Below are 25,042 nucleotides of genomic sequence, written 5' to 3'. Positions count from 1 at the left end.
ACTAAGCCCCCACCAGCGTTAAGTGCTGCTGTAACTGACCATCACGCATTTCTAGCTGACGGCTCATGCGTTTTGCCAACTGTAGGTCGTGGGTAACCACCAAAAATGCCGTCCCCTGACGCACATTCAATTCACCCAGTAAATTAAAGATGCTATCCGCATTACGTTGGTCCAGATTCCCTGTCGGTTCATCTGCCAGCACTAGCGACGGATTATTGACCAGCGAACGGGCAATCGCCACACGTTGACGTTCACCGCCAGATAATTCAGATGGGCGATGCTTGCTGCGTTTTTCCAGCCCTACAGCCACTAACATTTCACGGGCTTTATCCTGCGCTTCTGCCGGTTTAGCACCGCCGATAAGCAGTGGCATCGCCACATTTTCGAGTGCAGTAAAATCAGGCAATAAATGGTGGAATTGATAGATAAACCCTAATTCGCGGTTACGCAGTTCAGCTTTCGCCGTAGAAGAGAGCTGATTCAGCGAGCGCCCCTGATAAATCACTTCGCCGGAGGTTGGGGTATCTAAACCGCCCAACAAATGCAGTAAGGTACTTTTCCCCGAACCGGAACTCCCGACAATCGCCATCAGTTCGCCCGACTCGATAGTGAATGACACATTGCTGAGAACATCAGTATGCAGTTGGCCTTCCTGATAGCGTTTGCACAAGTTTAAACACTGTAATAAAGGATGATTACTCATAGCGTAAAGCCTCAGCAGGTTGTGCGGCGGCAGCGCGCCAAGAAGGATAGAGCGTGGACAGTAATGCAATCGCCATCGCCGATAGGGCAATAATGGTGACTTGAACAGGGTTAATTTCCACCGGCAACGTGGCCCCATCAATCAATAATCCGAGCACGGGGATAATCGTGTTCAATTGGCTAGCCAGTAAAATACCCAACCCAGCCCCCAGCAAAGCACCAATGACTCCCGCCGTCGCCCCCTGCACCATAAATATCAGCATAATTTGGCGGCGACTTAATCCTTGTGTCTGCAGAATCGCCACCTCTCCCTGTTTCTCCATGACCAGCAGGCCCAGCGAGGTGATGATATTAAAGGCCGCAACGGCGATAATCAGGCTAAGCAGCAACCCCATCATATTCTTTTCCATCCGTACGGCTTGGAACAGTTCACCTTTACGTTCACGCCAATCTTTCCACACCGTGCCTTCCGGCAGGGTTTGTTGGCTCAGGCTATCAACTGACAGCGGCTGTGAAAGGAATAAGCGCCAGCCTGTAATATTACCGGCAGGATAACGCATTAGACGTGACGCATCCTGCTGGTTAACCAGTATTTGATAGCCATCAACTTCACTCTCAGCGGCGAATGTGCCGATGACATTAAACAATCGCTGGCTTGGGATGCGCCCCATTGGGGTAAATTGGCTGGCACTCGGCACCATCAAACGCAGGGTTTCGCCACGCTTAATCCCTAACTGACCCGCCAGCTTTTCACCGAGGATCATATTGTAGCTACCGGGTTGCAAATCCTTTAGGTGCACGTTCACCAAATAATCGGCTAAGGGTTCGCGCTGCGAGGGATCAATGCCCAACATCACCCCTGCGGCCAGATTACGCGCACTCTGCAGCACCACATCAGCGGTGGTCAGCGGCACAATATCGGTCACCCCCGTCAATGACTTCAGGGAGGAAGCCGGTATTTTATTTGGATCGAGTGAGCCTTGCGGTGTGGTGATGAGCGCCTGTGGCATCAGCCCCAAAATATTATTTTGCAAATCACGCTCAAAACCATTCATCACAGATAATACTGTAATCAATGCCATCACTCCCAAAGTGATGCCAATGGTTGAAAGCCACGAAACGAACCGACCGAATCGGTCAGATGCACGCCCGCGCATATAACGCAGGCCGATAAATAGTGCGACAGGTTGATACATGAAATCTGTTTAGATCCTGTTGCTAAAGCAAAGTGATCGAGGATAATAAAGGGTACTACCGCTTTATGGAACCATTAACCGCCTATATCTCCGGCTTTTATTCCAAAAAAGAGCACCAATCTGTGGCTATGCGCGTTCACGTGCTAGGATAGCCGCCGAGATAATTTGTCCTGATAAAGAGACTGTTTAACTGCTTATGTCCCAACAATATCGTTATTCACTACCTGAACGACGTGGCGATACCCGTCAGTTAGGTCAGTTGACCGGCTCTGCCTGCGCGGTCGAATGTGCGGAAATCATTGAGCGCCATAACGGCCCAGTAATGTTAATTACTCCCGATATGCAAACGGCGCTGCGGCTACGTGATGAGATCCAACAATTCTCGCCTTGGCCGGTGAATACCCTCTCTGATTGGGAAACTCTGCCTTACGACAGTTTTTCACCGCATCAGGATATTATTTCGGCCCGTCTGTCCTGCCTTTACCATCTTCCTACTATGGAACGTGGGGTTATTATTCTCCCGATTAATACCTTGATGCAACGGGTATGCCCCCATGAATTCCTGCATGGACACGCATTGGTGATGAAAAAAGGCCAACATCTGTCACGGGATAAATTACGTGCGCAGCTTGAGCAGGCTGGTTATCGCAGTGTGGATCAGGTCATGGAACACGGTGAATTCGCTACCCGTGGCGCGTTATTGGATCTTTATCCGATGGGCAGCGAAGAGCCCTATCGAATTGATTTTTTTGATGATGATATTGATAGCCTGCGTATATTTGATGTTGATACCCAGCGCACATTGACCGAAGTTGAGCAAATCAACTTACTGCCCGCTCATGAATTTCCCATTGATAAAGCTGCTATTGAGTTGTTTCGCAGTCAATGGCGTGAGCAGTTCGATGTCCGCCGTGATGCGGAACATGTTTATCAGCAAGTCAGCAAAGGCATTTGGCCCGCCGGTATTGAATATTGGCAACCGCTGTTTTTTAGCCAGCCATTGCCTTCACTTTTCAGCTACCTGCCCGAAAATACGTTATTAGTGAATACCGGCTCGCTAGAAAGTTCAGCCGAGCGTTTTTGGCTGGATGTGAATCAGCGATTTGAAAGCCGCCGCATTGACCCAATGCGCCCGTTGCTCGCCCCCGAAACGCTCTGGTTACGAGTGGATTCGCTGTTCAGCGAGCTAAAAGAGTGGCCACGGGTCCAATTTAAAACCAATGAAGTCCCTGCCAAAGCGGCCAATACTAATCTGCATTATCAGGCACTGCCTGACCTGTCGGTTCAAGCACAGCAAAAGGCTCCGTTGGATAACCTGCGCCGCTTTATCGAGGCATTCAGCGGCAGCATTGTATTCTCCGTGGAAAGTGAGGGGCGGCGAGAAACGTTGCAAGACCTCCTTGCGCGGATAAAAATCAGCCCAACTTTAATAACTGAATTATCGCAAGCCAGTGCACCGGGACACTATTTGATGATCGGGGCTGCTGAACGCGGCTTCCTTGATACAGATAAAAAGTTAGCGCTAATTTGTGAAAGCGACTTACTCGGGGAGCGCGTTAGCCGCCGCCGGCAAGATAACCGCCGCACGATTAATACCGATACGCTGATCCGCAATCTGGCAGAGTTGCGTCCTGGTCAGCCAGTGGTCCATTTGGAACACGGTGTAGGGCGTTATCTGGGCTTAACAACTCTTGAAGCGGGTGGCATCAAAGCCGAATACCTGATTTTGACCTATGCTGGTGAAGATAAGCTCTATGTACCTGTCTCCTCCCTGCACCTGATCAGCCGTTATTCTGGCGGCGCAGATGAAAATGCCCCTCTGCATAAGCTGGGCGGGGACGCGTGGAGCCGTGCACGGCAAAAAGCGGCTGAAAAAGTGCGTGACGTGGCGGCTGAGTTGCTGGATATTTACGCGCAACGCGCTGCTAAATCCGGTTTTAAATTTAAACTCGACCGAGAACAATATCAGCTGTTCTGCCAAAGTTTCCCCTTTGAAACCACGCCCGATCAAGAGCAGGCTATTCACGCCGTTATCAGCGATATGTGCCAACCATTAGCCATGGATAGATTAGTGTGTGGTGACGTTGGTTTCGGTAAAACCGAAGTGGCAATGCGGGCCGCTTTCCTTGCTGTAGCCAATAATAAGCAGGTTGCCGTCTTGGTACCGACCACCCTACTCGCTCAACAGCACTTCGATAACTTCCGTGACCGTTTCGCTACTTGGCCGGTGCGCATCGAGATGATGTCTCGCTTCCGTAGTGCTAAAGAGCAACAGTTGGTGCTGGAGCAAGCCGCCGAAGGGAAAGTCGATATTATTATCGGGACTCACAAGCTGTTGCAAAGCGACCTCCGCTGGCAAGACCTCGGCCTGTTAATTGTCGATGAAGAACACCGCTTTGGTGTGCGTCATAAAGAACGTATCAAAGCGATGCGTGCCGATGTGGATATTTTGACGCTCACCGCGACCCCTATCCCACGCACTCTGAATATGGCCATGAGTGGCATGCGCGATTTGTCGATTATTGCCACGCCACCGGCGCGCCGTCTGGCGGTGAAAACCTTTGTACGCGAGTACGATAGCTTGGTGATACGAGAAGCCATTTTGCGTGAAATCCTGCGTGGTGGTCAGGTTTATTACCTGTATAACGACGTGGAAAACATCGAGAAAGCCAGCCAGCGACTAGCTGAGTTGGTGCCAGAGGCCCGTATTGCAATTGGTCACGGTCAGATGCGTGAAAGGGATTTGGAGCGCGTGATGAATGATTTCCATCATCAGCGCTTTAACGTTCTGGTCTGCACCACGATTATTGAAACCGGTATCGACATACCAAGTGCCAATACCATTATCATTGAACGTGCTGATCATTTTGGTCTGGCACAACTTCACCAATTGCGAGGCCGTGTTGGGCGTTCACATCACCAAGCTTATGCTTACCTGTTAACGCCGAATCCGAAAGCCATGACAACCGATGCCAAAAAACGGTTGGAGGCGATTGCCTCACTGGAAGATCTCGGTGCTGGCTTTGCGTTAGCCACTCATGACCTCGAGATTCGCGGTGCGGGCGAGTTGCTTGGCGAAGACCAGAGCGGCCAGTTGACCACCATTGGTTTCTCGTTATACATGGAGCTGCTGGAGAACGCTGTTGATGCGCTGAAAGAAGGCAGAGAACCGTCTCTGGAAGATCTCACCAGCAACCAGACAGAAATCGAAATGCGCATGCCTGTGCTGCTGCCCGATGATTTCATTCCTGATGTAAATGTCCGGCTTTCATTCTATAAACGCATTGCTAGTGCACGTAATGAAACAGAACTCGATGAGTTAAAAGTGGAACTTATCGATCGCTTTGGTAAGTTACCAGACGCAGCCCGCTATCTGCTACAAACCGCCGAACTGCGTCAGCAAGCGCTGAAATTGGGCATTAAGCGAATTGAGGGCAATGAGCGCGGTGGTTTTATCGAGTTTAGCGATAAGAACAAGGTCGACCCCGTTTATCTGATTGGTTTGCTACAGCGCCAACCTAAAATATATCGACTGGAAGGGCCTACCAAGTTGAAGTTTATGCAGGATTTAACTGACCGAGCGCAGAGATTGAAATTTATCAGTGAATTGCTGTCCGCGTTTGAACAGCATCGCATAGCCTAATCAATTCATTCATATTTTCAGCAAAACTAACGCGGGTTTTTCAGCAATGAGAAACCCGCGTTAATGTTAGTGCCACTCGCTTAACCGTTATACTCATTATGTTGAGTAAACATGATGTTAAGCGATCAGAATTAACACTAAATCGCGGGTTCTTGGAACAAGGTCTTGGACAACGGATTTTGTATTATGCTTGGTTGTTCAGCATCAGTTGACCATTTTTATCGATTGGGATCTGCGTACCTGGATCACGATCCATACGAATTTTTCCCTGCTGATCGCCAATTTTGTAGGTTACGTCATATCCCAACATTTTCTGTGACTTATCGTAAACAGTTTGGCAACGTTGTTGGGTGGTCGTATAGGTATCATTTTCCTGCATATTACTTTGTACACGGTTACCGGCATAGCCTCCAGCCAACGCACCTGCGACTGTTGCAATGTCTTTACCTCGCCCACCACCGACCTGATGACCAAGTACCCCACCCGCGACAGCCCCAAGCACTGAACCAGCGATTTGGTTCTCGTCTTGTACTGGTTTACGGTGAGTGACCGTGACATTACGACATTCTTGACGAGGCGTTTTAATCGTCTCTTTAATCGGTGTCGCGGTCAGAACTTGCGCATATTGTGGTGCGCCAGAAAAAACATTCATACTGGCGACAGCGGCAATTCCCAGAGCGGCTGCAATACCGATACCTACACCTGCTAACATTGATTTGTTCACAGGAAAACCTCCTAAAGTGTTATCACGCATCTTCTGCCCCAGGATTCCAATGTGAGAAATGGAAATCTGGCAGCGTCCAGTACTGAGGATTGCCCCTCTTATTACTGGAGTACGGCGTGCGTGACTCGCCGTCTTGACTCAGTAGACAGGTGGAGTCTGCACAATGTGCTTTGGCCTAGCAATAAGACAAATGGACTAAACGTCCAGATAATAGGTGTGAATGAATGTGTTTAGGAGGATTCCGACTGGCGATGATCGTTCGTGCGGAATTAAATGCTGATAGTTTAACTTTATGTGCGGAATCTTTTAGCGATCTGTGCGTTGCATTGAGGGGAATGAACGCCGCTAACAACGCTGCGGCGTTCAGGAGCAAACCGGTTCCCCAAAGTCATGGACGTTGCAGCTAGGCAGCAAGGAGCGCATCCCGATGAGCTGACATCAGTCAGTGATTCGGGTAAGCGAACGCCGCTAACAACGCTGCGGCGTTCAGGACGAAGGGGAAATTAGTGAAGCTTAAGACGTGGCCGAATAACCCGATTAATCCCACCCACCAGCATCATCAAGCCAGTCTTGGTATAACCATGCAATGCCACTTGATGCATACGATACAGCGAGATATAGACGACGCGTGCTACCCGCCCTTCGACCATCATGGAGCCACGCATAAGGTTGCCCATCAGGCTACCTACGGTGCTGAATTTAGACAGAGATACCAGTGAACCGTGGTCTTTGTAAATGTATGGCTTTAGCGGTTGGTCGTTGAGCAGTGCCAAAATGTTGCTGTAGCAACGGCTGGCCATCTGATGCGCTGACTGTGCACGTGGTGGCACAAAACCGCCACTCGGTTGAGGGCAAGAGGCACAGTCACCGATAGCAAAAATATTTGGATCACGGGTGGTTTGCAGAGTCGGCTCGACGACCAACTGGTTAATGCGGTTGGTTTCCAGCCCAGCGATATCTTTCATAAAATCCGGCGCTTTGATCCCCGCAGCCCAAACCATGAGGTCCGCATTAATAAACTCACCGTCTTTGGTATTCAGACCGTTCTCGTCAGCGCTAGTAACCATCGTTTTGGTTAATACGCGGACACCCAACTTAGTCAGTTCCTGATGCGCAGCCGTTGAAATACGCGGCGGAAGTGCCGGCAGAATACGCTCACCCGCTTCGACTAGAGTCACATTCAGTGCTTGGTTATCCAAACCTTCAAAACCGTAACTGTGTAGCTGTTTTACCGCATTATGTAACTCCGCAGAGAGTTCTACACCTGTCGCGCCACCGCCAACGATAGCAATGTTAACTTTGCCCTTCTCACCCGGTTGCGCTGAGTATTTTAGGAACAGGTTAAGCATTTCGTTATGGAAACGATGTGCTTGATGCGGATTGTCCAAGAAGATGCAGTTCTCTTTAACGCCCGGCGTACCGAAATCATTCGAGGTACTACCCAGCGCCATCACTAAGATGTCGTAGCTTAATTCACGCTCGGTGACCAAAATATCACCGTGTTCATCGCAAATCTCAGCCAAGCTCAACGTTTTCGTCTCACGGTTGATGTTCGTTAAAGAACCCAACTGGAAATTAAAAAAGTGGTTACGGGCATGGGCCAGATAGCTCAGTGCATCGACACCATCATCCAAGGAACCCGTTGCTACTTCATGCAACAATGGTTTCCACAAATGGCTGTGATTGCGATCGACCAGAACTATCTCAGCTTTTTTGCTGCGGCCCAGCTTATGGCCCAAACTTGTTGCCAGCTCAAGACCGCCAGCTCCACCACCAATAATAACGATTTTTTTCTTCGGCGTTGTCAAAATGACCCCCTAAATGTGAACCAATTGTTAGCTAAGGGTAAACAAATAATATCCTTAGATAACATAGGGTTCGCTGATACTAAGTCGATAATCTGTAGTCAGAATATCATGCAGGGTCATTTGGTCATACCAAAATTGATATATATCAAGTTTTTTTGATTAAAGTGGCAACAAAGAGATTTTTCTCGAATAGGATTCAAATAGTTAGGCGTATGTCACGTTTTGAAAATTTTCTATGTGTTGTGCAAAAGGAAAGGGTTTTGACATTTTCAGCGATGGAAATGGCCTAAAAAAAGGGCTCGACGAACCCTTTTCAAACCAGGTGACTATGTGTGATGGGCAGTACTATTAACCCATCATTAACATAAACTGGTTTAGCCTAGCGTCTTAAATGCCTTAATACGCTGTAGATGAGGCGAAAGATCTTTAAATTTGTGGCTTTGTTTCTCATCCCAAACAATTTCATAGAAAGGATGCAAATCACCCGCTGTTCGCTGGCTATCAAGCATTTCATCATGGCGAGACAGCACGACGAGGCAACGATCACGGTTCTTCTCGCGGAAGTTATTGATACATTTGCTGGCGATATCCACATACTCTTCAGGACGGTCTATTTTTCCGCCCATATTATCCTGCGGGTAGAGATTGGGGTTGAAAGCGACTTGACGGATCCCACACAGGAAACCAATACGCTCAGCCCAAAATCCGCCCAACCCGACACCACAAATCAATGATCGAGTATCGCCACCTTGCTGAATGGCTTTATCCACTTCTTTCAATAAATGCTGCATATCATGGCGAGGATGCAAGGTGCTATAGCTGATAAAACGCACATCCGGATCGATGAACTGCAACTGCAGAACTTTTTCATGATTGCCGGGGCTGTTGGAATCAAAACCATGTAAGTAGACGATCATATTTATCCTCGCGACTTAAAACCTATCCCAATGAATTCTTATGTGCATCCCAACGTTCGCTGAGCTCAGTTAATGCCTTATTTGCCTGCTGCCAGCGCGATGATGCCATCAACGCTTGACGACTGAACTGCCCAGAATGATACAAGCGCGTCAGTTGGTCTGCTTTGACCGGGGACAGGTTATCGAGCACACTGACAGCCCCCTGACGGTTATTGCACACCAAAATCATGTCGCAACCCGCATCCAACGATGCTTGGCCGCGCTCAGCGTAACTGCCCATAATCGCAGCACCTTCCATCGATAAATCATCGGAAAAGATGATGCCATCGAAGCCTAACTCTTGCCGCAATATCTGTTGAAGCCAATAAGCGGAACCGCTTGCCGGACGCGCATCTGCTTCAGTATAAATGACGTGGGCAGGCATAATGGCGTCCAATAATCCACGCGCAATCAGTTCACGAAATATAACCATATCATGAGTGCGGATTTCTGCCAGTGTTCGATTATCACGGGGGGTTTCTTTGTGGGAGTCTGCTGTGACCGCGCCATGACCGGGGAAATGCTTGCCCGTCGTTTTCATCCCTGCGCTATGCATCCCGCGAATAAAGCACTCGGCCATCTTCAATGCCTGTTGCGGGTCACTGTGGAACGAGCGTTCACCAATCGCGGCACTGACATGCCCAATATCCAGTACTGGCGCGAAGCTGATATCGATATCCATTGAGATCATTTCTGCTGCCATCAGCCAACCCGCTTCTTGTGCAAGTTGAGCGGCGGTTGCCACATCGTTGATGGCCGCAAAAGACTGGGCCGCAGGTAAGCGAGTAAAACCGTCACGAAAACGCTGCACCCGACCACCTTCCTGATCAACTGCCACCACCAACCGATCATGGGATGCCGCCCGAATTTGGCGAATTAGCTCACGCAACTGTTCGGCATCATGGTAATTGCGGCTGAACAAAATCAGCCCGCCCACCAGCGGGTGTTTTAAAATCTCACGTTCTTCTGCGTCCAGCTCATAGCTGGCAACGTCTAACATCACTGGACCCACAACAACCTCGTAAATTTAGATTAAGCCTTAAAAAGGCAGATTAAAACGCTGACGCAATGGCGCAGCCCATTGTAGAAATACCGCATCCCGTGTCTGCTGCCAACGCACTTCAAACCACATTAGCATCAAGTAATCAACCCACGGCAGCCATTGCTGTATCTGGCAAGAAAGGCGCGCAATATCATGATAGCCCTGCTCGCCACGGCAATAGTGCTGTAAGAAAGTTGTTTGCTGTTCCGCCGACCACGGGTTGCCACGAAACAATGCTGCAATATCCAGTGCAATATCACCATCAGCGGCATATTCCCAATCAATTAGCTTCAACCCAGTCGAAGTACTCAAAAGATTGCCGGGATGAATATCCATATGCAAAGGGGCTAATTTTATTGGCTGCGGCTGTGGCCTGCGCAGAAAATCATGATGATGCCTTAACCAACCGGGCGAGCAACGCTTGGGATCACACAAATGACCGTAGCGGATTAACTGAGCACGCAAATCAAGACGATAACCACTGGGTGTTAACCCATGTAGACGCGTTAATATTTTCGCCAGCTCACCATTATCTGCAAATTCAATGAATTGCTTACTTGTGACAACGTCACCATCAAGCCATTTGACGAGTAACCAGTGCTGATCCGCGCCAATAATAGACGGTGATATTTCACTGCCAGCGACATGTCGCAACAGTTTTCGTTCTCGCCGACGCTCAACGCCCAGTTGCGTTCTATGCGCCGACTGTTCCCGCGCTAGCCAATCGATATTGGGGGCTGTGATTCGCCAGCTTTCACCGGTCAGGCCAGAAACAGCGCTAATCTGATAATCGGCGACTTTCATCGCCGGATTGATGCTTTTAATTAGCGCTAGCAGGGTAGAATCAGCGTTGGATTGGGCCATTACCTGACCAGATAATTTCGCCCGTTTGAGCTTGCATCAGTTGCATTTCAATAGTCGGCGTTTTCACATCACCGCTAACATCGCTGTACAACACATATTGCGCACCGACATAACGGGCCAGACCAATCGCTTTGCTTCGTGAGCCTAAACTATCCTCTTCCGATAATCCCAACGTCTGTTTCGCAACAGCTAATTGTTGCGGCGAGATCAGTACAAATTTCTTATTTGATGTCAGTACCTGATGCAATGCAGCAGTGGCTTTTGCCATCTGTAATGTGCCATTAGTATTATTTTTTACGCTATCGACTAGCAAGATACTGCCATTAGCCACCTCGTTACTGTTCACCATTTGCGCCACTAACGGCTCTACGCTGGGTGCCCAATCAATCGACTGCTGCACTTTCGGTGGTTGCGGTACGGTATCTACCGGTGGGGGTGTTTCGATGACTGGTGGAGTGACCGGCTCTATAGTGACTGGCGGTGTAGGCGTTTGCTCTACCGGTTGCGGATTTATACACCCCGTCAACACCAGCGCTGCGAGTGCTACAGATAAATACCTTTTCATTGTCCCACTCCAATAGTGACTGAATTTTTTTAAAATCAGTCAGTTATAAAAAAACATAAAGTCGCGCACTGCGCGCATTAAAATTATTATTGATGGATTGAACGTCTACATCATCGTCCGGAGCAATCAGAATCGTGCGCGGCACTTCAACCGGTGCAACTTCTAAGCCCTGCTCATCATACCAATAAAAACGATAGTTGATTTTGACTGACTTATTCTGGCTATTGCTGATGACTGAACGCGCAACATTGTTGCCCGAAGAGGTTGAGATTGAGGGTTGAGAAGCCAAAATACCCGCCGTCAGTACTGACGAATCCATAACCACGGTTTGCTGTTTATTGACTGCAATCCCTTTTGGACTGCTGCACCCCAGCAATACCGCTACACTCGCGAATACTATTGCTGGTAACAAAAACGCCTTCACACGGCGCATAGGCTTACCTCTGTTAGTCTCAACATGATTATCGCTATTTATGTGGCGACTGATTTATCTGGCAATTGACTTATGCAACAGCTTTACAGGCGTGACAGCTTTATTTATGTGACAACAAGGAACCCAAATCACGGCCACCCACCAGATGCATGTGGATATGGTAGACCACCTGCCCCGCATGGCGGTTGCAATTGATAATCAGGCGATAGCCATCTTCAGCAATGCCTTCCTGCTCTGCAAGTTTAGCAGCTACAGTGATCATGCGGCCCAATGTTGCTTCATGCTCAGCGGTGACATCATTCACAGTCGGAATAAGAATGTTGGGAATGATTAAGATATGGGTTGGTGCCTGTGGGGCGATATCGCGAAACGCGGTCACCAGTTCATCTTGGTAGACCACGTCGGCAGGGATTTCACGGCGGATAATTTTGCTGAAAATCGTTTCTTCGGCCATAACGCATTTCCTTGATCATGATAAAAATGAGGAATGCGTAGTATGAGCGACAAATTCTATTGATTTCAACCTCAATCATCAACCTCGGGCGTAAGCCGCCGCTTTTTCAAACAAAGCTTGATCAGGACGAATACCGGTATACAGCACAAATTGTTCAACCGCTTGAATAGCAAAAACTTCCGCCCCAGTAATAACGGTTTTTCCTTGCGTTTTAGCATAACTGATCAGCGGCGTGACGGCCGGTAGCGCCACGACATCAAAAACTATCTCTGCGTGATTCACTTCATGCTCAGTAAAAGCCATGCTGTCCGCTTCTTTACCGCCAGCCATCCCCACTGGGGTAGCATTAATCAGCATATCGGCCTGCACTCCTTGCATATCAGACTGATAGCGATAACCTGATTGATCAGCTAATTGTTTGCCCGTTTTTTCATTGGTGGCAATAATGAATCCCTGCTTGAAACCCGCATTTTTAAGCGCAAACGCCACCGCCTTCGCCATTCCGCCGCTGCCACGCAGCGCAAAAACCTTGTCGCTAGGCACCTGATAGGTTTGTAGCAATTTCGCGATAGCAATATAGTCAGTGTTATAGGCTTTCAGATAGCCATCTGTGTTCACCAAGGTATTGACCGAGTTAATTGCTGCGGCTGATGGGTCCATCTCATCGACCATAGGAATAACGGCTTCTTTAAATGGCATTGAAATGGCGCAACCACGGAACCCTAATGCTCTGACCCCACCAATAGCCGCCGCCAGATCGGTCGTCGTAAACGCTTTATAGAGATAATCGAGTTCGAGCGCGTCATACAAAAAATTATGAAAACGGGTGCCAAAGTTACTGGGTCTAGCGGCCAGAGAAATACAGACTTTGGTGTCTTTGTTTAAGTATCGCGTCATCATTTCACCTCAAATATTATCGTCATCTTCGTTTTGCCCTGTATGTCTCTCGTGATGGGCAACAAAGTCTTGCTGTGATAAAAATTATCGGCTAAAAAGATGAGATTAAAAACAGCTCAATTTTCATCAAAAAGGTTCCGCTTTTATGACCAGTCGACGCCTTGAGCAACAATATTTGCGATTAATGAATTTGCTCGGCGCACAATCAGTGTCAATTACGCTACAAGAATTAGCAGACAAACTGTGTTGTACTAAGCGCCACATGCGGACATTACTGGTCCAGATGCAACAAGCGGGCTGGTTAATATGGCAGGCTGAGGCAGGTCGTGGTCGACGCTCATATTTACAACTATTGCGGAACACACATCAGTTATTAATTGAAAAAGCGGAACAACTGCTAGATTCAGGCGATTTCAATGAAGCCATTGCCTTGTTGGGGGACGATAAACAACTCATTACCCCCTTATTACGGACCAAACTGGGATATCGGATCCGCGATGATTATCAAGCGCTATGCATTCCTTATTACCGCACCATGCCTAACTTATACCCCGGTACGCCATTGCGCCGATCTGAACTGCATTTGGTGCGGCAAATATTTAATGGGTTAACACGAGTCAATGAGGAAAACGGTAACGTTGCACCTGATTTAGCCCATCAATGGCGAATGCTTGATCCGTTACATTGGCGCTTCTATTTACGCCCAGCCGTGCAATTTCATGATGGCCGGGAACTGTCCAGCCATGATGTGGTTAGCTCGTTAACCCGCTGCGCTCAGTTGCCGCTGTTTTCACATATTCAGCAAATTAGTGTGCAAGGACCATTGAGTGTGGTTATCGAGTTGAACCAACCGGACCCACGTCTTCCCTTGTTATTAGCCCATCACTCTGCACTAATCTTGCCGCAAGACCATGCTACACAGCCAAATTTTGCCTCTCATCCTATTGGCACTGGCCCCTATCGGGTTGCTGAAAATGATAACTGGCATTTGCTAATGAAGTCCTTTGACCATTATTTTGGTTTTCGCGGACTGTTGGATGAAGTTGAGGTGCTGATTTTCCCTGATTTGGCACGGACTCAAGAACGCCCGCCAGTTGACACATCGGCGCTCTCTTGCGAACAACTGAATATTGCCCATGTACAAAGCGCGACTTGGCTAAGCTCCAGCATCAGTGATATTGATTATGTCTCGGGATTCGCTGCCAGTCTAACCGGTAGCCCTTCGGATGCGACTCAAGAGATGTTCCTTGAACGTGGTGGTTACTTTTTGCTCTGTGATAGCCGCTCACCACATTGGCGCAGTATTGAACAACGACGTTGGCTGCGAGAAATACTCAACCCTTATCATTTGATCCAAGGGCTAATCGCACCGATTCGCCCTTTCTGGGTCCCTGCCAGCAGCGTGTTACCGACATGGTTCCATGGGATTGATACAGGGGACGCATACTCGCCCTTTTATCCGAACTTAGTATTAGAGGGGGTCGGGTCTGAGGATGGGCCAGTGTTGACATTGGCTTACCACACTGAGCATCCAGAATTTTCAATGCTAACGGCCGAAATGGCAAAAATGTTGGCGACACAGGGTATTCGTTTGTCCTTATTGGCCTTGGATTATGCCACTTGGGCCAAAGGAGAAGCCGATGCAGATTTGTGGCTTGGAACAGTTAACTTTGCAATACCGGAAGAGTGGAGTGTCGGCGCATGGTTATTGGGCACCCCGCTGCTGCGCCAATCTATTACCGGTGGTGATGACGGATGTATAAAGACGTACCAAAATGAATGGCGTAACCGAACGCTCAGTAGCGAGCAATTGGTTAGAACGGTAACAAGCAGCGGTTGGTTACAACCTCTATTTCATCACTGGATGCGGCTAAAAGCTCCTGAACACGCACAAGGAGCCCACCTGAATAACCTCGGCTGGTTCGATTTCCAAACCACGTGGTTAGAGCCGGAGTAAGAGCAGTTAGAGTGAAAATCCCCACAATATCGCGTATATTTGTTTTACTTGAATTTCTATACGCGCTACCGGAGATCGTAATGGCTGATGTAATGACGAGTCTGGCTGAGAAGAAACAGTATTTTAACCGTGTAAAGTTAGAAAACTACCGCGAAAGTATGCGTTTGGAAGGACTCAGCAGCAGTAATCAAACGCTGCCAATGTCAAAAAATGAAAGGGCTAAACTGAAACAGAGCCTGGTGAATAAATACGCTGCCAAAAACCAGCCGAGTTCGCGTTGAGCAGCGATAAATACGGTAATGGGCCAGATCCCTATACCTATCCGAGAAGTCAGGTGTTAATCAATAAATTCGGCATTACTGATGATGACCAGTTTATTGAGATGGAAAAAGATTTTTCCGAACTGGCTATTATGGAGCTAGAATTTAGCCCCCCACCCTATGATTTACGATACTGGTGTACACTGCACCAAACCCTTTTTGGTGATATTTATGTCTGGGCTGGGGAACTACGCACCATTGATATCACCAAAGGAACAACCCGATTTTGCAATATCAATCGTATTGAACCTGAAGCTAATCGATTATTTAACCAACTTGCGCAGGATAATTATCTCGTTGGCCTGCCCTATGACTCACTGATTGTAAAACTGGCGGAATACTATTCTGACCTCAACGTTATTCACCCATTCCGTGAAGGTAATGGGCGAGCGCAAAGGCTACTCTTCGAGCATATCGTTATCAACTGCGGTTATAAAATCTCCTTTGCCGGCATAAATCCCGATGAATGGATTCAGGCCAATATTGATGGTTACAACTGCCGCTATCAACGCATGGCTGTGTTATTCGCGCGCTCTATAAGCTAAACCATCTCGCATTTCCCCTCGCATGTTGTCGGTCGGTCTCCTATAACTGCCGCGTGCGGGCTTTTTTGTATCTGAAGGTGGTCAATCTTTGAGTGGGGTCATGATGTGGACGGTGAAAATAAATAACTCAATAAAATGAACGTAAAAACCATAAAAAAAGGGAGGCTTTCGCCTCCCCTTTGCACTCCCCAAACCCGAATTAATGGTTACGAATATATTCGTCCATATCAGTTTTCAGGTTATCAGATTTGGTCCCAAAGATAGCCTGAACACCTGAGCCGGCGACGACAACGCCTGCAGCACCCAGTTTCTTCAGACCTGCTTGGTCAACCTTGGAAATATCCGCCACGCTGACACGCAGACGGGTAATACAAGCGTCCAAGTTAGTGATATTTTCTTTACCACCAAACGCAGTCACCAGTGCCGCTGACATTTCTGTGCCGCCCTGTACCGTTTGTTCAGTAGAAGAGTCTTCACGACCCGGTGTTTTCAGATCCAGTTTGGCAATCAGCACGCGGAAGATGGTGTAGTACACCAGACCGTAGCAAATACCGACCAGAGGGAACAACCAGATACGGCTGCTGTTGCCACTCAATACCACGAAGTCAATCAAACCGTGGGAGAAGCTGGTCCCATCACGCATCCCAAGCAGGATACAGATTGGGAAAGCCAGACCCGCCAGAATGGCATGAATAACATACAGAATCGGCGCCACGAACATGAAGGAGAATTCGATTGGCTCGGTGATACCTGTCAGGAACGAGGTCAGTGCTGCGGAGATCATGATCCCGCCCACTTTAGCCCGGTTCTCAGGTTTAGCTGAGTGCCAAATCGCAATCGCTGCCGCCGGCAAACCGTACATTTTGAACAGGAAGCCACCAGACAGTTTACCTGCCGTTGGGTCACCTGCCATATAGCGTGGAATGTCACCGTGGAATACCTGACCCGCTGCGTTGGTGTACTCACCAATTTGCATTTGGAATGGTACGTTCCAGATATGGTGCAGACCGAATGGTACTAACGCACGTTCAACCACGCCGTAGATACCAAATGCAACCACGGAGTTTTGATAGGCAGCCCACTGGGAGAATGTCTGGATAGCCGTACCAATTGGTGGCCATACGAAAGACAAGATCACGCCGACGAAGATCGCGGTGAAACCGGAGATAATCGGAACGAAACGTTTACCCGCAAAGAAGCCCAGATATTCAGGTAACTGAATACGGTAGAAGCGGTTGAACATGTAGGCGGCTATCGCACCTGCAATGATCCCGCCCAACACCCCGGTATCGGCTAAATGCTTAGCCGCAATTTCTTCTGCTGGCAGATGCAAAACCAGTGGCGCGACCACCGCCATGGTTTTCACCATGATGCCGTAGGCAACCACTGCCGCCAACGCGGATACACCGTCGTTATTGGTAAAGCCAAGTGCCACGCCAATAGCAAAGATCAGTGCCATGTTAGCAAAAACGGAACCGCCCGCTTCTGCCATTACGTGAGAGACTACCGTTGGTAGCCAGCTAAAATTCGCGGAACCGACACCCAGCAGGATACCTGCAATGGGTAAAACGGATACCGGTAGCATTAGCGATTTACCTACCTTTTGCAGGTTTGCAAATGCGTTCTTAAACATAGTTGAGTGAGCTCCTGAGTAATAGTGCTTTTCTGCTTTTTCTCGCGTTTATTGGCGTTACAAAGGGGGGAGTAAGCCTTTGCGAATAAGGGTGTCTAAAGCACCCTTTTAATTTTTACGAAGAGTAAAATAAATAGCCTGCTTAATGTTTGATGGCAGTCACGTTTCTTTCAAGAAGGCGCTTGTTTTGCTTCAAACTACGCATTTTTTGTAAAAAAACGTCAATAGCATCTGCCCTCACCCAATAATTCGGGTGAGAACATTACTCGTTTCGGGGATTAATTACGAGCTTAAAAATAAGTATTATTAAGGAAGTTAGCGCTTTTCACTGCCTAAACTTGACGAGTCCAGATGAAACAGTCGACAGAAGTTATCTGTCGTGGTCTGAGCCAATGACTCAATACTCACGCCTTTCAATACAGCCATATATTCTGCAACATCACGGACATAGGCCGGTTGATTCTCTTTGCCACGATGAGGCACGGGTGCCAAATAAGGTGAATCTGTCTCAACCAATAACCTATCCAGTGGTACATATCGGGCAACATCACGCAGTTGTTCTGCATTGCGGAAAGTAAGGATCCCCGAGAAGGAGATGTAAAAACCTAAATCCAATAAGGTGGCTGCGGTTGCTTTATCTTCGGTAAAGCAATGTAAAACACCACCGCACTCTTGCGCGTTCTCCTCACGCAAAATAGCGAGGGTATCTTCGCGCGCATCACGGGTATGTACGATAACGGGCTTATTTAATTCACGACCGATGCGAATATGCTCGCGAAAAGAAGCTTGTTGCAGTGGGATATTGTCTTGCTGATAAAAGTAATCCAGCCCAGTTTCCCCCATCGCCACCACATTATCGGCCGCAGCCAATGCTCTCAATTGCTGAAAATCATAACCACCGTCGAGATTCAGTGGATGAACACCACATGAAAATGCCACATCTTTGCGATCGCCAATGAGCGCTGTCATGGCAGAAAAACCCGGCAACGTCGTGGCAACCGCCAAGACGAAACCGACGTCTCGTGCATTCGCTTTAGCTAATACATCATCAACGCTGCTGTGCAACGTTCCATAATCAAGGCTATCTAGGTGGCAATGCGAATCGACTAACAACATAATATTAAACTCTTTTACAACGTAGGTAAGGTGGCATAAGTGCCAGTGGTCAGGGCGGTTTCCCAATTAAGTAATTGCTCGGTGAGCAACAACTCACGGTTAACACCCACCACGGATAATAATTGATGGCGGCACTGCGCTAGCTGTTTTGCTAATTGCAATAATAGTGGCGTGATCGCGAGCTGGGCTAATTGCTGTACCAACGGGAGCCTATCTTGATTGACCACAAACTCACTTGCGCTCTGTTGCCATTTCAGAGCATCCAGTAGCAACGAAGAGATCCATTGTAAACGTTCAGCAACATCATCATGGTTCAGTTGCGGTAGTAACGACAATAAATCCATACTGTTCAACGCATGGCTTAGTGCATCACACAAAGTCGTACGTATCGACCAACGCTCCGGTTGAAGCAAACGTTCTGCCGCTAACGGTGCGCCTTCACTCAGTTTAAGCGCGGCCAGCGCCGCAACGGGTTCAGTTGGAATTTGCCGTTGAAGCCATTGCAAACTGAGTGCGGTCTCAGGACAAGCTAAGAACCAGTAAAAACAGCGGCTACGTAAAGTGGCTAATAAGCTCGCGGGCTGGTGACAATCGAGCAGAAAATAGGTCTTCTCCGGGGGTTCTTCCAGCGTTTTCAACAAGGCATTTGCTGCGGCATCGGTTAGTCGTTCAGCGTGAGGTAACCACACCACTTTCGCGCCGCCTTGCTGTGCGTGAGAATAGAGTTTTTCAATCTGTTGGCGTACTAACTCAACGCCAATGCTGCTTTTACCTTTCTCTGGCTCTAACACATACCAGTCAGGATGATTACCCGCCAACATCAACCGGCAGCTATGGCATTCACCACAAGTTTTCTCACCTTGCCGATGCTGGCACATTAACCAACGACTTAGGCCGTAAATGAGTGCGTCGTCACCATTACCCGGTAAAGAATGTAGCAACAAGGCGTGGTGTCCACGCCCAGCGATATGTTGCCCGATTAACTGACGGTAAGGCACTGTCAGCCATGGATACCATTTCATTGCAGCTTTTCCTGGCTGAGTAGCCATTGACTCAGCTCGCGGCGGATAGATTCACTCACTTTCTCAAGTGGTTGCGAGGCATCAATAGTTTTGATGCTCGGGTCCGCAGCAGCCAAAGCCAGATATCGCTCACGCGTGCGCTCAAAAAAGGCCAGCGACTCTTGTTCAATACGATCCAATTCGCCACGCGCACGGGCGCGCGCCAACCCCACTACAGGAGGGAGATCCAAATATAGCGTCAGGTCGGGGCGAAATGTCCCCAGCACGGTATCACGCAATGAGGTCATCAGTTGGCTGTCAATCCCACGCCCTCCCCCTTGATACGCCTGTGATGACAAATCATGGCGGTCACCCACCACCCAGCTACCACGCGAAAGCGCGGGCTTAATGACGTTTTCAACTAATTGCACACGCGCGGCATACAGCATCAAGACTTCCGCTTTATCCGTCAAAACTTCACCGTCAATGCCTTGCTTAATCAAATCACGCAGTTTTTCGGCCAATGGAGTTCCACCCGGTTCACGGGTAAAAACAATATCGTTAATCCCTTGGGCACGTAGTGTGGCAACCACGACATCTCTGGCGGTGGTTTTCCCTGCCCCTTCAAGCCCTTCAATAACGATAAATTTACTGTTCATTTTTATCCTTTAGCGATTGACGATAGACTCGCACCGCTTGGTTATGACTGGCTAAATTGGTGGTAAAAGTATGCCCGCCCTTGCCATCTGCCACAAAATACAGGTAAGCAGTTTTCGCTGGATGCGCAGCAGCGGTCAACGATGCCAGCCCCGGCATGGCGATCGGCGTCGGCGGTAGACCGGAAATAACGTAAGTATTATAAGGTGTCGGAGTATCTAAGTCTTTACGGCTAATGTTGCCGTTATAATTATCGCCCATGCCATAAATGACTGTTGGGTCTGTTTGTAGGCGCATACCCATACGCAGACGGTTGATAAACACCGATGCCACTTTGGTCCGTTCTTCATTTACCGCGGTTTCTTTTTCGATGATGGATGCCATCGTAACTAGCTCACCCGGCATTTTGTAAGGCAATGACTTGTCTCGCCCTTGCCAGATTTCATCAACCGTTTTCTCCATCTTCACATGAGCACGTTTCAGTAATGCCAGATCAGTGGTGCCGGCAGTGTAAGAATAGGTGTCGGGATAGAGCCAACCTTCAGGATGTTCACTGTCTTTCAATCCCAATAGTTTGGCAATCTCAGCATCACTCTTTCCCGCCAACACATGCCTCACGTATTTTGACTGTTGTAACTCATCCATCCAATCACGCAACCGCTTACCTTCGATAAAGCGTACGGTAAATTGAGCTTCTTTGCCGCTAGCGAGTAGTTGCAGCATATCTCGAACCGTCATACCAGGGGTAAAACGGTAAGTCCCCGCTTTGAATTGGGCTAACTCAGGCTCGATACGCAACAGCCAAGGGAATAAGCGCGTATTTTTAATCAGATGGTCACGTTGCAACAGATTCTCTAATGCGACCCGCCCCGTTCCGGCCGGAAGCTTAAAGAAGGTTTCTTGCGTAATCGCCAATGGCTGATTTGCAAAGCGTTGCACTGCCTGATAGCCAGTAAGCAGTAATCCCACACAGATCACTACAAACAGGATTATTACTCTGGTACGTTTTATTTTCATCGGACAGTCATCTTCAAATTAATCGTATTCATAAATGGATAATAATGAGCCATTTATATGTCACAACAGTGCTGACTCAAAAAATCAAACAACTGACGCGAATGGTATACCCAGTTATCCGCGCGATTGACCGGTAAAAGCGGCATCAGCGCATTACATATCATCACTTCATCTGCATCAGCCAAAACGTTTGGCGGTTGTGAAACAATCTCTATCCGCCGGCCATGGGCGCTAAGGCAAGACATAATCTGCTGGCGCATGATGCCATCAACACCCGACAGACTGAGATCAGGCGTAAATATCACCTCTTTTCGACGCCAAAATAAATTAGCCGCACAGCATTCCACCAGCATGCCTTCAGTGTCAAGTACCAGCGCCTCATCAGCCATTGTGCGCTCAAGATGTGCGCGAATCAGGACTTGTTCCAGACGATTGAGGTGTTTCACACCCGCCAGCAATGGGTTGCGCGCCAAGGGCACTGGACTGAGCGCCAATGAGACACCTCGCTCACGCCAGTTATGATATTGGGCAGGATAATCACTAAGAGAAATAATCCGCGTAGGATGCTGACATGCCGCACCGCTATAACCTCGTCCGCCGCTCCCCCGACTAATAATCACCTTCAGCACGCCTTCCTCGGTGTGGCTTCCCGCCTCAACCATTTCTTGAGTCAATGCATTCCAGTTTACCGTCGGCATCAGTAAGCGTTCGGTCGCCTGCTGCAAACGTAATATGTGTTTATCCAGCCAGACCACTCGCCCATCACAAACCCTTGCCGTCGTAAAACAGCCATCACCAAACTGCACCGAGCGGTCAGACGCGGAAATCAAATTTTGCTCTACACCATTAATCCAGAACATTCAGATTCTCTTTAAATGGGATGCGATAGTTTGTCATCTGACAGTATCAGATTTAAGCCTGTGATGTTTTCAGAACTGAGACAATTATTATTGAGGGATGTTATAGGTCATGGCGTTGTACCTAATAAAAGACCCGGAAATCCGGGCCTTTTATGCAGCATTAGCTTAGTGGCTAAGGCTAAATCTTACGGAAAACCAAAGAGCCGTTTGTGCCACCGAAGCCGAAGGAATTACACAGCGTGTATTCCATCTCTTTAACCTGACGGGCTTCATGTGGTACATAGTCCAAGTCACAACCTTCATCTGGGTTATCCAGATTAATGGTTGCAGGTATGGCTTGATCACGTAGCGCCAGCACAGTAAAGATAGATTCAACCGCACCGGCAGCACCTAACAAGTGCCCAGTCATGGATTTGGTGGAACTGACCATCACTTTACGGGCATCTTCACCAAATACAGACTTAACCGCCTGCGTTTCGGCTTTATCGCCAGCAGGGGTCGATGTGCCGTGAGCATTGATATAACCAATTTGAGCAGTCGTCACACCTGCATCACGTAATGCATTGACCATTGCCAGCGCTGCGCCAGAACCGTCTTCCGGTGGCGAGGTCATATGATAGGCATCGCTGCTCATCCCAAACCCAACCACTTCTGCATAGATTTTCGCGCCACGTTTTTTCGCATGTTCGTACTCTTCCAGTACCATCATGCCTGCACCATCACCCAGCACGAAACCATCACGGTCTTTATCCCATGGGCGGCTAGCGGCCTGTGGGTTATCGTTACGGGTAGACAACGCACGTGCTGCGCCAAAACCACCGACACCTAATGGTGTACTGGCTTTTTCAGCCCCACCCGCCACCATGACATCTGCATCATTGTAAGCAATGATACGTGCCGCGTGGCCGATGTTGTGCACACCAGAAGTACATGCTGTCGCAATAGAGATGCTTGGTCCACGCAGACCATACATAATGGTCAAATGGCCAGCAATCATATTCACGATAGTTGAAGGCACGAAGAAGGGGCTGATTTTACGAGGGCCACCGTTCACCAGTGAAGTGTGGTTTTCCTCAATCAAACCCAAGCCACCAATACCCGAGCCAATAGCGGCCCCGATACGAGAAGCATTGGCCTCTGTGACTTCGAGTCCGGAGTCTTGCATGGCTTGCATGCCAGCAGCAACACCGTACTGAATGAAGGCATCCATTTTGCGTGCATCTTTACGCGAAATGTAATCTTCACAATTAAAATCTTTCACTAAGCCAGCAAATCGCGTTGCATAGGCACTAGTATCGAAATGGTCGATCAGGCTGATGCCACTCTGCCCGGCAAGAACAGCTTTCCATGTGGATTCGACTGTATTACCGACAGGAGACAACATGCCCAGTCCAGTCACAACAACTCGACGCTTAGACACGGTTGTCCTCCAGGGAGGGAAAATAACACTTAGGACAAAAAAAACTTAGGCGGTCGAGTGACCGCCTAACTATCTAAACTTAAAGCATGTACGCTTACTGCTGGTTAGCGTTGATAAAATCAATAGCTGCCTGAACAGTAGTGATTTTTTCTGCTTCTTCGTCTGGAATCTCAGTATCAAATTCTTCTTCCAGAGCCATTACCAGCTCAACGGTGTCCAGAGAATCCGCGCCAAGATCTTCAACGAAAGAAGCACTGTTCTTCACTTCGTCTTCTTTAACACCCAGTTGTTCAACGATGATTTTCTTAACGCGTTCTTCGATAGTGCTCATACTCTTAAATTTCCTATCAAAACTCGCTTTCGCGATGGTTTTCGTAGTTTATAAAATGTTGAAAAAGATGCAACTAAATCTCGGCTGGTCGAACCACGATTTTATGCTATTTTGCGGTTTTCACCTCAAAAAATGCAAATACTTTCGTGATTTTTAAATCATATACATGCCGCCATTGACATGTAACGTTTCACCAGAGATATAGCTGGCCTCGTCAGAGGCTAAAAATGCAACAGCGCTGGCGATTTCTTTAGCTTGCCCAAGCCGGTTAGCTGGTACTTGGGCTAAAATGCCTGCGCGTTGATCATCTGTCAACGCCGTCGTCATGTCTGTCTCAATAAAGCCAGGTGCCACAACGTTGACAGTAATGCCACGTGAAGCAACCTCACGCGCCAAAGACTTGCTAAAACCGATCAGACCCGCTTTAGCTGCCGCGTAGTTAACCTGCCCCGCATTGCCCATTGTCCCCACTACAGACCCGATGGTGATGATACGCCCAAAACGCTTTTTCATCATAGCTCGCATTACCGCTTTTGACAGGCGGAACACGGAAGTCAGATCGGTGTCAATAATATCTTGCCACTCTTCGTCCTTCATACGCATCAGCAGGTTATCACGCGTAATACCTGCATTATTCACTAAAATGTCAACTTCGCCAAATTCCGCACGAATCGTTGCCAAAACAGACTCGATTGATGCAGGATCCACGACATTCAGCATTAAACCTTTGCCAGAGTCGCCTAGATAGGCGCTAATTGCTTCTGCACCCTTTTCACTCGTCGCTGTACCAATAACACGGGCACCACGTTCAGCCAATAATTCTGCAATCGCACGGCCAATACCGCGGCTAGCGCCTGTTACCAGCGCAATTTTTCCTTCGAAGCTCATGTTATCCTCTATT

At 48.4% G+C, this 25,042-nt stretch carries 24 protein-coding genes; 4 read left to right on the top strand and 20 right to left on the bottom strand.

Features of this window, described 5'->3' with window-relative positions:
* Nucleotide 1 precedes the first annotated feature (1 nt).
* Nucleotides 2–703 (bottom strand): lipoprotein-releasing ABC transporter ATP-binding protein LolD, encoded by a 702-nt coding sequence (lolD, locus tag BN68_RS02825; RefSeq protein WP_019209629.1) that lies wholly within the window; start codon nucleotides 701–703, stop codon nucleotides 2–4.
* Complete coding sequence (gene lolC / locus BN68_RS02820; protein ID WP_019209628.1) at nucleotides 696–1,898, bottom strand: lipoprotein-releasing ABC transporter permease subunit LolC; 1,203 nt, start codon at nucleotides 1,896–1,898, stop codon at nucleotides 696–698. Before lolC ends, lolD begins: the two co-directional genes overlap by 8 nt.
* A gap of 196 nt (nucleotides 1,899–2,094) precedes the next feature.
* Here lolC and mfd point away from each other — a divergent pair, with 196 nt between their 5' ends.
* Complete coding sequence (gene mfd, locus BN68_RS02815) at nucleotides 2,095–5,541, top strand: transcription-repair coupling factor (RefSeq protein WP_019209627.1); 3,447 nt, start codon at nucleotides 2,095–2,097, stop codon at nucleotides 5,539–5,541.
* 184 nt (nucleotides 5,542–5,725) lie between these two features.
* Here the strand turns inward: mfd and BN68_RS02810 are convergent, their stop codons facing one another.
* The 9 genes from BN68_RS02810 to BN68_RS02770 all read right to left on the bottom strand — a co-directional run bounded on the left by BN68_RS02810 (nucleotide 5,726) and on the right by BN68_RS02770 (nucleotide 13,284).
* Nucleotides 5,726–6,265, bottom strand: a complete 540-nt coding sequence (locus tag BN68_RS02810; protein WP_042806494.1) for a glycine zipper 2TM domain-containing protein — start codon at nucleotides 6,263–6,265, stop codon at nucleotides 5,726–5,728.
* Nucleotides 6,266–6,768: 503 nt separating this feature from the next.
* The gene (locus BN68_RS02805) at nucleotides 6,769–8,073 is read right to left on the bottom strand and encodes an NAD(P)/FAD-dependent oxidoreductase (protein WP_019209625.1); all 1,305 of its coding nucleotides are present in this window, start codon (nucleotides 8,071–8,073) and stop codon (nucleotides 6,769–6,771) included.
* A 374-nt stretch (nucleotides 8,074–8,447) separates the two neighbouring features.
* Nucleotides 8,448–8,990 carry an alpha/beta hydrolase YcfP gene (gene ycfP / locus BN68_RS02800; protein WP_019209624.1) on the bottom strand — a complete coding sequence of 181 codons (543 nt, stop codon included), beginning with the start codon at nucleotides 8,988–8,990 and terminating at the stop codon, nucleotides 8,448–8,450.
* A gap of 22 nt (nucleotides 8,991–9,012) precedes the next feature.
* On the bottom strand, nucleotides 9,013–10,041 hold the full coding sequence (nagZ, locus tag BN68_RS02795) for a beta-N-acetylhexosaminidase (RefSeq protein ID WP_019209623.1): 1,029 nt from the start codon (nucleotides 10,039–10,041) through the stop codon (nucleotides 9,013–9,015).
* Between the two features lie 27 nt (nucleotides 10,042–10,068).
* Nucleotides 10,069–10,875 carry a thiamine kinase gene (thiK, locus tag BN68_RS02790; protein WP_042806493.1) on the bottom strand — a complete coding sequence of 269 codons (807 nt, stop codon included), beginning with the start codon at nucleotides 10,873–10,875 and terminating at the stop codon, nucleotides 10,069–10,071.
* 40 nt (nucleotides 10,876–10,915) lie between these two features.
* Nucleotides 10,916–11,500: a penicillin-binding protein activator LpoB gene (gene lpoB, locus BN68_RS02785; RefSeq protein WP_019209621.1), complete on the bottom strand. Its 585-nt coding sequence runs from the start codon at nucleotides 11,498–11,500 to the stop codon at nucleotides 10,916–10,918.
* A gap of 43 nt (nucleotides 11,501–11,543) precedes the next feature.
* Entirely contained in the window at nucleotides 11,544–11,933 is a 390-nt protein-coding gene (locus BN68_RS02780) for a YcfL family protein (protein ID WP_019209620.1), read from the bottom strand.
* A 100-nt stretch (nucleotides 11,934–12,033) separates the two neighbouring features.
* The gene (hinT, locus tag BN68_RS02775; protein ID WP_005273079.1) at nucleotides 12,034–12,387 is read right to left on the bottom strand and encodes a purine nucleoside phosphoramidase; all 354 of its coding nucleotides are present in this window, start codon (nucleotides 12,385–12,387) and stop codon (nucleotides 12,034–12,036) included.
* A 78-nt stretch (nucleotides 12,388–12,465) separates the two neighbouring features.
* On the bottom strand, nucleotides 12,466–13,284 hold the full coding sequence (locus BN68_RS02770; protein WP_019209619.1) for a shikimate 5-dehydrogenase: 819 nt from the start codon (nucleotides 13,282–13,284) through the stop codon (nucleotides 12,466–12,468).
* A 145-nt stretch (nucleotides 13,285–13,429) separates the two neighbouring features.
* On the opposite strand from BN68_RS02770, the gene BN68_RS02765 reads away from it, so the two are divergent.
* The 3 genes from BN68_RS02765 to BN68_RS02755 all read left to right on the top strand — a co-directional run bounded on the left by BN68_RS02765 (nucleotide 13,430) and on the right by BN68_RS02755 (nucleotide 16,106).
* Nucleotides 13,430–15,241 carry an SgrR family transcriptional regulator gene (locus BN68_RS02765; RefSeq protein ID WP_019209618.1) on the top strand — a complete coding sequence of 604 codons (1,812 nt, stop codon included), beginning with the start codon at nucleotides 13,430–13,432 and terminating at the stop codon, nucleotides 15,239–15,241.
* Nucleotides 15,242–15,321: 80 nt separating this feature from the next.
* Nucleotides 15,322–15,522, top strand: a complete 201-nt coding sequence (locus tag BN68_RS02760) for a YhfG family protein (RefSeq protein WP_019209617.1) — start codon at nucleotides 15,322–15,324, stop codon at nucleotides 15,520–15,522.
* Complete coding sequence (locus BN68_RS02755) at nucleotides 15,519–16,106, top strand: putative adenosine monophosphate-protein transferase Fic (protein ID WP_019209616.1); 588 nt, start codon at nucleotides 15,519–15,521, stop codon at nucleotides 16,104–16,106. The genes BN68_RS02760 and BN68_RS02755 overlap by 4 nt, the downstream gene beginning before the upstream one ends.
* 199 nt (nucleotides 16,107–16,305) lie before the next feature.
* Here the strand turns inward: BN68_RS02755 and ptsG are convergent, their stop codons facing one another.
* The 9 genes from ptsG to fabG all read right to left on the bottom strand — a co-directional run bounded on the left by ptsG (nucleotide 16,306) and on the right by fabG (nucleotide 25,029).
* Nucleotides 16,306–17,739, bottom strand: a complete 1,434-nt coding sequence (gene ptsG / locus BN68_RS02750; RefSeq protein ID WP_019209615.1) for a PTS glucose transporter subunit IIBC — start codon at nucleotides 17,737–17,739, stop codon at nucleotides 16,306–16,308.
* A gap of 315 nt (nucleotides 17,740–18,054) precedes the next feature.
* The gene (locus tag BN68_RS02745) at nucleotides 18,055–18,855 is read right to left on the bottom strand and encodes a metal-dependent hydrolase (RefSeq protein WP_019209614.1); all 801 of its coding nucleotides are present in this window, start codon (nucleotides 18,853–18,855) and stop codon (nucleotides 18,055–18,057) included.
* A gap of 14 nt (nucleotides 18,856–18,869) precedes the next feature.
* Entirely contained in the window at nucleotides 18,870–19,877 is a 1,008-nt protein-coding gene (gene holB / locus BN68_RS02740; RefSeq protein ID WP_019209613.1) for a DNA polymerase III subunit delta', read from the bottom strand.
* Entirely contained in the window at nucleotides 19,874–20,515 is a 642-nt protein-coding gene (tmk, locus tag BN68_RS02735; RefSeq protein WP_019209612.1) for a dTMP kinase, read from the bottom strand. The genes holB and tmk overlap by 4 nt, the downstream gene beginning before the upstream one ends.
* Entirely contained in the window at nucleotides 20,505–21,530 is a 1,026-nt protein-coding gene (gene mltG / locus BN68_RS02730; protein WP_019209611.1) for an endolytic transglycosylase MltG, read from the bottom strand. The genes tmk and mltG overlap by 11 nt, the downstream gene beginning before the upstream one ends.
* A 53-nt stretch (nucleotides 21,531–21,583) precedes the next feature.
* Nucleotides 21,584–22,390 (bottom strand): aminodeoxychorismate lyase, encoded by an 807-nt coding sequence (gene pabC / locus BN68_RS02725; protein ID WP_019209610.1) that lies wholly within the window; start codon nucleotides 22,388–22,390, stop codon nucleotides 21,584–21,586.
* Nucleotides 22,391–22,568: 178 nt separating this feature from the next.
* Nucleotides 22,569–23,810, bottom strand: a complete 1,242-nt coding sequence (gene fabF / locus BN68_RS02720; protein WP_042806378.1) for a beta-ketoacyl-ACP synthase II — start codon at nucleotides 23,808–23,810, stop codon at nucleotides 22,569–22,571.
* Between the two features lie 94 nt (nucleotides 23,811–23,904).
* Nucleotides 23,905–24,141: an acyl carrier protein gene (gene acpP, locus BN68_RS02715; protein WP_002220787.1), complete on the bottom strand. Its 237-nt coding sequence runs from the start codon at nucleotides 24,139–24,141 to the stop codon at nucleotides 23,905–23,907.
* Nucleotides 24,142–24,294: 153 nt separating this feature from the next.
* On the bottom strand, nucleotides 24,295–25,029 hold the full coding sequence (gene fabG / locus BN68_RS02710) for a 3-oxoacyl-ACP reductase FabG (protein ID WP_019209608.1): 735 nt from the start codon (nucleotides 25,027–25,029) through the stop codon (nucleotides 24,295–24,297).
* Between the last annotated feature and the right edge of the window lie 13 nt (nucleotides 25,030–25,042).

It is taken from the genome of Yersinia massiliensis CCUG 53443 (assembly GCF_000312485.1).
In the GTDB taxonomy this organism is placed as follows: Bacteria; Pseudomonadota; Gammaproteobacteria; order Enterobacterales; family Enterobacteriaceae; genus Yersinia; species Yersinia massiliensis.
The sequence above is the reverse complement of the archived record's forward strand: the minus strand, read 5'-3'. Positions and strand labels throughout refer to the sequence as shown.